This is a genomic window from Rickettsia australis str. Phillips (genome assembly GCF_000273745.1).
Taxonomy (GTDB): Bacteria; Pseudomonadota; Alphaproteobacteria; order Rickettsiales; family Rickettsiaceae; genus Rickettsia; species Rickettsia australis.
In genome coordinates, this window is sequence record NZ_AKVZ01000044.1 from 1 (window position 1) to 8810 (window position 8810).

Below are 8810 nucleotides of genomic sequence, written 5' to 3' on the forward strand. Positions count from 1 at the left end.
GTTAATTTAGGCTTATAGGAGTAACAAATAATTTTTCAGGAGTAAGGGATACTTTAAACAAAATAGCAGAAAATTTATCAACTGAAAAAGGAATTGATGAATTAAAAGCACATATTAAACCTAGAAACAAATCTGAACGTTTTTTTAGTATAAATAAACCTAAAGGAGATGCAGCAGAAATAATTAACAATGCAAATTTAACGGATCAGGAAAAAGAAATATTAAAAAAAGCTGTAACATTAAGAGAAAATATTGAGCAAGCAGGTAGTATTTATGCAGGCGGTGCAACAATAGGTTGTTACGGCACTAAAAAAGAAAATAAAAGAGCCATTCCAAAAAGTAGAAAAGAAACACTTGCTGGTATAATGGAGGTAACGGCTAAAACAAATAAAATTGAAGATACAAAAATGGATGAAAAGATAGATGCAGAATATGAAAAAAATCATCCTAAAGAATCCACCATAATACGCAGTGATAAGAAAGTGGTTAAACCGTTAACTAAATCGGTGTCACAGCTTAAACCAAGTATAACCACACCGGTTAAATCTAATAAAAGTCAAAATATAGGTATGGAGAAATAATGTCAGAAATTGCAATTGTAACAGGAGGTACTAGAGGCATAGGTAAAGCTACCGCTTTAGAATTAAAAAATAAGGGTCTTACGGTAGTTGCTAATTTTTTCAGTAATTACGACGCTGCTAAAGAGATGGAAGAAAAATACGGTATCAAAACTAAACGCTGGAATGTTGCGGATTTTGAAGAATGCAGGCAAGCAGTAAAGGAAATTGAAGAGGAATTTAAAAAATCAGTAAGTATTCTTGTTAACAATGCCGGTATTACCAAAGATAAAATGCTACATAGAATGATTCATCAAGATTGGAATGACGTCATTAACATTAATCTCAATTCTTGCTTTAATATGTCTAGCAGCGTAATGGAGCAGATGCGAAACCAAGATTACGGTCGTATAGTAAATATCAGTTCAATTAATGCTCAAGCAGGACAAATCGGGCAGACTAATTACTCTGCCGCTAAAGCTGGAATCATTGGTTTTACTAAGGCTCTTGCACGTGAAACTGCTTCTAAAAATATCACTGTTAACTGTATAGCTCCAGGATATATTGCAACCGAAATGGTAGGAGCGATACCTGAAGACGTGCTTGCTAAAATCGTTAATAGTATCCCCAAAAAAAGACTAGGACAGCCTGAAGAAATAGCTAGAGCCGTAGCATTTTTAGTTGATGAAAATGCCGGCTTTATAACAGGCGAGACTATTTCCATCAATGGCGGCCATAATATGATTTAAACAATTAACTAACTAATATAGATTAGAATATGAAAGAGATAGTAGACCAATTAATCTCTGAAGGAAGAGAGCTTCCAAGTAAAAATGAATATAAAGAAGTAATTAAGATATTTATCTTAATTAAACAATATAAAGATTTTCTACATGCCTATTATTATGAAGGCTGCACTTACTTATGTTGGGGATAGCATACTAATAATATAACTGAGCAATAACCCCTGTACTTTAAGGCAGTAGCTTCATTATGACAAGCAGCTCTATATACATCATCTAAACCTAAAGATACTGATTTTTATTAGGAAAAGCTTTTGATAAAGCAGGCAAATTAAGCGAAGCTGGTACTGTACTTATCCAATATACACATTGCCCAGAGAATGAGGAAGCATTTCAGAAAATTCTTGATGACATAGATCAACAATCTAAAAATAATCTTAGTACATCACAGACATTATCAAGAGAAAGTTGTTTTGTATCGAGTAGTGCAATAATTGTAATTAATAAAAGTGATAATACTGAAGAACTTGCGAAATCAGTATTAATACTAACAGACAAAGTAGCTACCCTCGAACATGATGTTACAGAAATAAAGCTAACTATTGCAAACATAAAAAAATGTTAGTAGATGCAAATATCCCGCTTACTGCAACTATAAACAACCAAATTAACGGATTGAAAGTCATTAATCCTAAATTAGAAGAATATTATAAATATTTTAATATGGCTTTACACAATGTATTTATTGCTGCTAGTGCCGTAAGTGGCGGCTTATTAGTTCCTGATGCGGGGCATTTGAAGCGAGTGGGACCTATGTATTGGGCAAAAATATTGTGTTATGCTGCTGATGTAGGATCAGCTGGGTTTTTACATCTTATTTTCAATTCTATAATAACAGTCCCTCATAATGCCGGTGATAATATTTTTAACTCTAAAGAAAAAGTAAAGCTAGTAGATGTACTTACTAAATTTTGTAAAATAATTAATAACAAAAGGATATGACAGTACCTATAGGACAAGAACTACAGAGGTTAGCTTTATTTTTTGTTAATTTAAGGAGTGCAGAAATCACAAAAAATAATGAGACGGAGTTCAGTAATTTCTTTACAGCTAAACTGCCGATGCAAAGTACATTTTTTCGTTATGATACTAATAATACCAAAGAAATGAATAGTAATCTTATGGAAAAAGTAGCCCTTCAAGATGCTATTTCTTTGATTATTTATATGCATAAGCATGCATAGGATATATTAAAGAGTAAAGAATTGTTTTTAACACAAATTCTAACTACTATAGAAGAGAGGTTTCACAAATCATGGGATGATATAAAGAAAACTACTCCCGATAATGTAGAATATGATTTATGGCAAATAGAAAAGCAATTAACTGAATCTGCAATAATAACCGAGAAAGTAAAAACCAGACAGTTAACAAGTATAAATATACCTTACTTTTTATTTGATTTCTCACAATCATATTGTCCGATGATTTCTTTATCAGGCATCAGAAGGGAATTAAAGCTTTTTTTTATAAAGAATATTCTGAAGATACACTTACGACAGAAGAGCAAGGCTGCTGCTTCTTATTCTTGGCATATAAAATATTTAGATACGGCAATGAGGCATGTCTCAAATATTTTGGTGATAATGATAAATATAGAGCGCTGATAAAACAAGTTCTCAAGGATTATCCTCATTTATTTTTTAGAGAAGAGGCAATGAATGTTTGTATTAAAAATGAAACTGATAGAAAAAAGCATTAGATGCAATAAAGTTAGAGTCATAGGATAAATTTTTTGTAGATTGCTTTCAAAAAGTATTTCCTAATTTAAATTTTGTTAAAGTTATGGTAAAACTTGAACCTAAACCGCAATTTGAACATGGGTCTGTGCTTGAATCTGACGCAATAGAGGTATTATTTTTAGATATAGATGAAAATGGTGTTATAACGATAGTAAGTGATGTTAAACAATAAATTTATTTAAAAAATGGCTAGCATATACCACATTCTTGACCGTGTTCCTGCTATTTATAAGCAGGATATGGAAATAGAGTATGAGCATTTAGCGATGCAGTTAATCAAATCCGGCAAATTACGGATAGATACCGATGATTGCTGCAATTTTGCAAAATTTACCGAGCCTGCTCTTAATATAAGCTTGATGGTTAGTAAAGAAGAACTAACAAGCCCGAATTTAATCCCTGAAACTACCAAGCTTTTTCAAAATTTATATAGAAACACTGCTTCAGATCAGAAAATAAAATCAATTTTTGACAATTTAAAAAAGCAAATACAAAAATTGCAGCCGGTTAAGAAAGAAGTAACCGAAATGTTGGCACGTCTTTTTGTTCAGTCGGCTCATCCGATCGTAATAAGATGGCTTCTTCTTAATAAGACGGAAGTATTTCTCACCTATTCGCATAATATCGGCGATATGATGGATATGGTTAGCTGGCAACGAGTAGGCGGTAATAGCGGTATGCAAAGCACTAACGGCAAGGACGTAGCTATTTTTGTTTCATGCGGCGGTAATCCTTTTGCTGAACACAATAAAGAGCATCCGACTTACGGTAATGGCTGGCCTGCCATTGCTAGGCTTCAGATTATCGCAGCTCAAGAACTTGGGCATTTTGCCGATATAAAAAGAGATGATAAAGGCAGACAAATAACTCGCCATTCAGCTAATTTCTCCGGTACTAAAGCTACCGATAAAGTACGAATTGCTAGAAAAAGTGATATAATAAATTGTCATAATTTGCTGAGTAAGCTCCTTAAAGCAGGTATGAAACAACAGATAGATTATGAAACGAAACTTAAATTTTATAATGCAAATAAAGTCAACGGTTTAAAAGTTTATGCTATAAAATTCATGATTTTTATATATAAATTTCGGCTTTTAAATTATAGCAGTAGGAATAATCTAATATTTGTAAGAAAATTTAAAACCGATAAATATATGGCATTAATGATTGATGCTATGTTTAAAGATATGCAAGCTAATTTGTCACCAAACGCTGAAGTGTATAAAAATAAAAACCCTGAAATTGAAGAAGCTGTAGCCTGTATTGAGGCACTCGCTAGAGTACCGCAACAAGCCGTAAAATGGGGATATTTAACTACCAAAGAAACTATGCATGACCTCTATAAAATATATTATAACGAGGTTATACCTTCTTTAATTACTAGCTATAATGCTGTCACCGGTGAAAATTATAAACGTGATTTTAAAAAACCAAAAAGTAGCTTCTTTTCTAAAATTAATATCTTTAGTAACAAAAAGCTAATACTAAAACCGGTTAGGAAATTATAATTATACAGATGTGAAACGAAGAATAGTAGACGAAGATAAACCTCAAAAAGAGCAAGGAATTCACAAGGAGAGGAACATAGCGTATACTTAAATACGTGAGTACTGCAGCTCTTGTAGAATGACATAGCCAATTTTTGAAGTTTATCGAGTATATATTGTTTTTATAAGAATTTAGTATTATATTTAATATAAAATTATATGACAAGCTTATCTATTACTCTACCCGATAATATAGCTAAAGCTAGTAATGAAATTGCTAAAAAGCTAGGATTATCTAGAACAGCATTTATTTGTCAAGCCATTATACATGAACTCAATAATCTTCAGCCTCAATTTGAACAAGACGATATTATGAAAAGCTTTAATGCAATGAAAAAATCTAAAATCTAGAAGAAATGACAGAAATCACTGAAAACTTAAATTCAGAATTACTAGGTCCTGTGAAGGAAAAATGGTGTAGCAAAAAGAAATATTAACATGGTGCGATATTTATTCGGCTAGGCTTGATCCTGCTAAAATAAATGAAGTTAGAAAAATACGTCCTGTAATAATATTAAATTCATAAACAATATTAGATTTTATTCCTCCTATAATTTTTATTTGTCCCTCTTAGCAGCCAATCACAACCGGAATTTAGTAATCTTCATTAGATTTCTTGTATAACGCAGCTAATAAAGAGGAAGTTGTAGGAAATACGGAACGCAGAACCGCAGCGTACACTTGGTACGTGAGGATTCGAGTGCTCGGTCGACGCACAAATTACCCTTAGCAGCAAGTTATGCACTTAATAGAACATTGCAGGTCAATAAGTATAACAAGAATTATCTATCCAAGATTAGCACAAGCTACTTTTTTATGAAGTAAATCGTATTTTACGTATTCTACAACAATTTGTTGGTGCATAAAACTACGTTTAATGTCATTCCTACGAAAGTAGGAATCCAGGAATAACTTCAATATTGATATAGAAGTTACATATTTTGATAAAATAAACAGATAAAAAACAAGTTTTTTATCTGTTTTACTAGATTTCCACCATTGTTGCGTGGATCAATTGTACCTCTGTCATCCCGTGGCTTGACCACAGGATCCAGTTAAAAATACTAAAATTATTAGTATTTTTATTGTTTTTATGGACCCCGTGGTCAAGTAACTAGGTGACACAGTGGGTTTTACCGAGCCACCCAACAATCGCGTTCAAGCTACCAGCTGACACTAATGCTATTAGAACAATATCTTTAACTTTAATGCACCTTGATGGCTAGTATATTTGCTACATAAATTACAGTTATACGTTACAAGTAGCTCAATATTCTTATAAGCCGTAAGTAAACTTGCACCTACATTAAGCCGACTTTCGGCGTGCTACTGCTTGTAGTGTGCTCAAAGTAACTATCTGCCCAAATAAATCTAGCTTTCACCTTAGGTTGCTTATGGCTAAAGCTATTTACTATGGAAGCATGCAATCCCGGTACTATTTGAGTATCATTTGATAATCTAGTAGGAGCGGTTAATTTTATGTCCGCAATACCAGTAGTTAAGTTACCAAATTTACCTGCAATATATATATTATTCACCCCTGTACCGGTTTCGGTATAAGCATTATCTTTATATGTATTATATCTAATACCGATATTAGGTATTAAATTTATACCGTCCATGACAGAGAATTGATAACCGACATTACCCTCAAAACCGTAAGCTTTGCTTGTATATTTACCGCTAGCCGTTTTATAGCTATTAGGTCCGACCGGTCTTAAATCCTTCTTGTTGATTTGACTGTTACTTGCTGAAAATATTTCTTGTAATAATATAAGACCATTACTAAATTGTTGTTGACCGTATAGTGAAATAATATCACTTTCTTCTGATAATTTATCACCGGTGCTTGAACCTTTAAACTTAAAGTCAGAGTTCATCCGGCTATATGTAATACCAACAAGGCTATTTTCCCCGATGTAAAGATCACCGCTGATAGTACCGCCGGATACCGTGCCTTTATAGCTAGGATTACCTTTATATACATCTTGATTACTTGAAACGAAAGTATCGACAACCCATAATCCTTTTTTAGTCATTATATGGTTTTCTTCATCACCTGCTGCAACGGCTATCATAGTACCGCCTGATAAGTGATTATTAATATTAGCAGTTGCTGCTTCAGCCGTAACATTTGCTAACTAACCGATCTTGTTCCTTGCTCGGTTAAATGCTCTACTACTTTTTGTTGCATTATCAGGTGCAACTTGAGCTAAGTTTGCTACAAATAATAAAGATTGCTCTTGCTTTATTTTACTCACTACGATGGTATCATCATTAGCAACTTTAGCCACTTCGTTAAGCTCAGCTTTATTATTTATTAATTCTTTAGCAAGTTCTACAGCGTGCTTTTCAGGATTTTGCATAACAAGTGCAAATTTGTCTCTAATCACTTCTTTTTGTGCTCCCGCTACAAAAGTATTTTCCGTATAAACAACGATAGTATTATTGATTGCCTCAGCTCATTTTTGCGGCTCAGATTTTTAACATATTCCTCATCTACTCTTATTGCATTAGCTTGACGTTGCTGATACTCTGCTTGCAGTCTTTGCTCTTCTATTCGTCTATTATTTTCTTCGATTGTTGCTCTGTCGTTAGCCTCTTGTTGTGCTAATCTTTCATTTTCATTTCTTCTTGCTATTGTTGCTCTCTTCTAGCATTTTCTTCACGTTCTGCTTGCAGTCTTTGCTGCTCAGCCCTTTCGTTAGCTTCACGCTGAGCTTGTGCTTGTTACTGTGCTTGAACCTGCATTGCTTGTGTTTGGGCATTAACTCTTGCTCGCTGCTGTGCTACTTCTTGAGCCACTGCTTGCCCTGCTTGCTGCACTTGTAGTCCGTTCCTGAAGTTCATAGTTCCTGTAGCCGGATTATAATTATGCCCTTCAGGAATAAATGCACCGCCATTAATCCTAAAAATAGATAATACTGATACTGCATCTGCAGGATGAGCACCGTTATATTAATTATAATATTCGTATCAGCTATTACACTAGAGAGGTTATTTTGAAAAAATACACTATATCCTCCGGTTACATTAAATGTAATATTACCGGAAAATTCTACATCACTGTTAAAAATTAAGTCACATTTAAGATCAAATGTTGAACCGTTAATTTTAGCATTTCCATTGATTGGAGCAGGATTAGTATGAACATTATAAGTTCCCGCATCAAAGTTAACTTGAGCAGCATAAATATTTTTATGTAGGTTATGAACATGATTATCCATAAATGCTAACTTCTCAATCCTTTTATTTACTGCACCAACTTCATAAATATTTGGAATATTCATAAAAGTTACTTCACCTATATTAGCTTTGCTAGTAGTGATGGTACCGGCATAATCTTTATTAAACTTTACTTTATCACGATTCGTAAATTCTAAATTACCGGTATTTATTAAATTAGTTCTATTACCTCTATTATTCTGATTATACTGAGCCATATCAAGTTTTTCTTCAAATACGACATCATTACTTGCTACTGTAATCTTCTTTGAATATACCTTTTGTTTGAATTCCGTTTTCTTTCCGTTTTCAATCTGTATCTCAGCAGCTCTAAAATCTTGTACCCCTATATTTGCATGTCCTTTTACTTGAACTACACCTTGGTTGTCTACTGTATTATTGACTACAATTCCGGAACGTACATCTATATTGCACTTAGTAGCATCTATATTACTGTAGAATTATTCCCTAAACTAATATCTTCGGCAGTAATGTTATTTGCTAAGGTTACTGATATATTATCATCAGAAATACTATGATTATCTCTCCTATCATTACCAATAGGACTTTCAAAAACAATATTATTACTTTCTATTTTTACTCTTCCTTGTAAAGTGTTTCTAGCGTATATTTTAGTATTTACTTTAATAGGTCTTTGTTTCATTAGTTCCTTTTCGCTCATTACTATAGAATCAACAGCACTAATATCATTGCCGGTAATAATTAATTTAACATCATTTAAAGATTCTAAAAGATCGATTTGCACTTTTGCGTTTTTATTGCCATATACTAATGCTTCTCCTAAACCGCCTTGCCTGCAATACGGTAATTATTAGCATCACTATTAATACCGTTATGCCAATTGTCAATAAAGGTATTTGCACTATAACCGTAAATATTAATATCATTAATATTTATGTTTTTATTAAAATTAAC

The 8810-nt window shown here is 33.0% G+C and carries 12 protein-coding genes and 2 pseudogenes; 10 read left to right on the top strand and 4 right to left on the bottom strand.

Features of this window, described 5'->3' with window-relative positions; translation table 11 throughout:
• The first annotated feature begins 365 nt into the window (after positions 1–365).
• From A452_RS0107310 to A452_RS10215, 10 genes and pseudogenes are all read left to right on the top strand, one after another.
• A complete protein-coding gene (locus tag A452_RS0107310; RefSeq protein ID WP_014412056.1) occupies positions 366–581 on the top strand; it encodes a hypothetical protein in 216 nt (71 codons plus the stop codon).
• Entirely contained in the window at positions 581–1306 is a 726-nt protein-coding gene (locus tag A452_RS0107315; protein ID WP_014412055.1) for an SDR family oxidoreductase, read from the top strand. Before A452_RS0107310 ends, A452_RS0107315 begins: the two co-directional genes overlap by 1 nt.
• Before the next feature lie 29 nt (positions 1307–1335).
• Positions 1336–1494, top strand: a complete 159-nt coding sequence (locus tag A452_RS0107320; protein ID WP_017208709.1) for a hypothetical protein — start codon at positions 1336–1338, stop codon at positions 1492–1494.
• 424 nt (positions 1495–1918) lie between these two features.
• Positions 1919–2302, top strand: coding sequence for a hypothetical protein (locus A452_RS11495; protein WP_193427897.1), 384 nt, complete (start codon positions 1919–1921; stop codon positions 2300–2302).
• Positions 2299–2544 carry a hypothetical protein gene (locus A452_RS12335; protein WP_231289978.1) on the top strand — a complete coding sequence of 82 codons (246 nt, stop codon included), beginning with the start codon at positions 2299–2301 and terminating at the stop codon, positions 2542–2544. The genes A452_RS11495 and A452_RS12335 overlap by 4 nt, the downstream gene beginning before the upstream one ends.
• A gap of 21 nt (positions 2545–2565) precedes the next feature.
• Complete coding sequence (locus A452_RS12340; protein ID WP_155813361.1) at positions 2566–2967, top strand: hypothetical protein; 402 nt, start codon at positions 2566–2568, stop codon at positions 2965–2967.
• Positions 2968–3145: 178 nt separating this feature from the next.
• Positions 3146–3274: a hypothetical protein gene (locus A452_RS12665; RefSeq protein ID WP_014412054.1), complete on the top strand. Its 129-nt coding sequence runs from the start codon at positions 3146–3148 to the stop codon at positions 3272–3274.
• Positions 3275–3287: 13 nt separating this feature from the next.
• Positions 3288–4610, top strand: coding sequence for a DUF2748 family protein (locus A452_RS0107345; protein ID WP_014412053.1), 1323 nt, complete (start codon positions 3288–3290; stop codon positions 4608–4610).
• Positions 4611–4808: 198 nt separating this feature from the next.
• On the top strand, positions 4809–5000 hold the full coding sequence (locus A452_RS0107350; RefSeq protein WP_014412052.1) for a ribbon-helix-helix domain-containing protein: 192 nt from the start codon (positions 4809–4811) through the stop codon (positions 4998–5000).
• 253 nt (positions 5001–5253) lie between these two features.
• Positions 5254–5408 (top strand): annotated as a pseudogene (locus tag A452_RS10215) (palindromic element RPE1 domain-containing protein); the annotation flags it as partial.
• A gap of 426 nt (positions 5409–5834) precedes the next feature.
• Here A452_RS10215 and A452_RS10220 read toward each other — a convergent pair.
• The 4 genes and pseudogenes from A452_RS10220 to A452_RS0107375 all read right to left on the bottom strand — a co-directional run bounded on the left by A452_RS10220 (position 5835) and on the right by A452_RS0107375 (position 8640).
• Positions 5835–6727, bottom strand: a pseudogene (locus tag A452_RS10220) (autotransporter outer membrane beta-barrel domain-containing protein).
• 63 nt (positions 6728–6790) lie between these two features.
• Entirely contained in the window at positions 6791–7042 is a 252-nt protein-coding gene (locus A452_RS10225) for a hypothetical protein (RefSeq protein WP_017208712.1), read from the bottom strand.
• A 453-nt stretch (positions 7043–7495) separates the two neighbouring features.
• On the bottom strand, positions 7496–8092 hold the full coding sequence (locus A452_RS10230; RefSeq protein ID WP_014412050.1) for a hypothetical protein: 597 nt from the start codon (positions 8090–8092) through the stop codon (positions 7496–7498).
• Positions 8093–8319: 227 nt separating this feature from the next.
• Positions 8320–8640 (bottom strand): hypothetical protein, encoded by a 321-nt coding sequence (locus A452_RS0107375; protein ID WP_014412049.1) that lies wholly within the window; start codon positions 8638–8640, stop codon positions 8320–8322.
• Between the last annotated feature and the right edge of the window lie 170 nt (positions 8641–8810).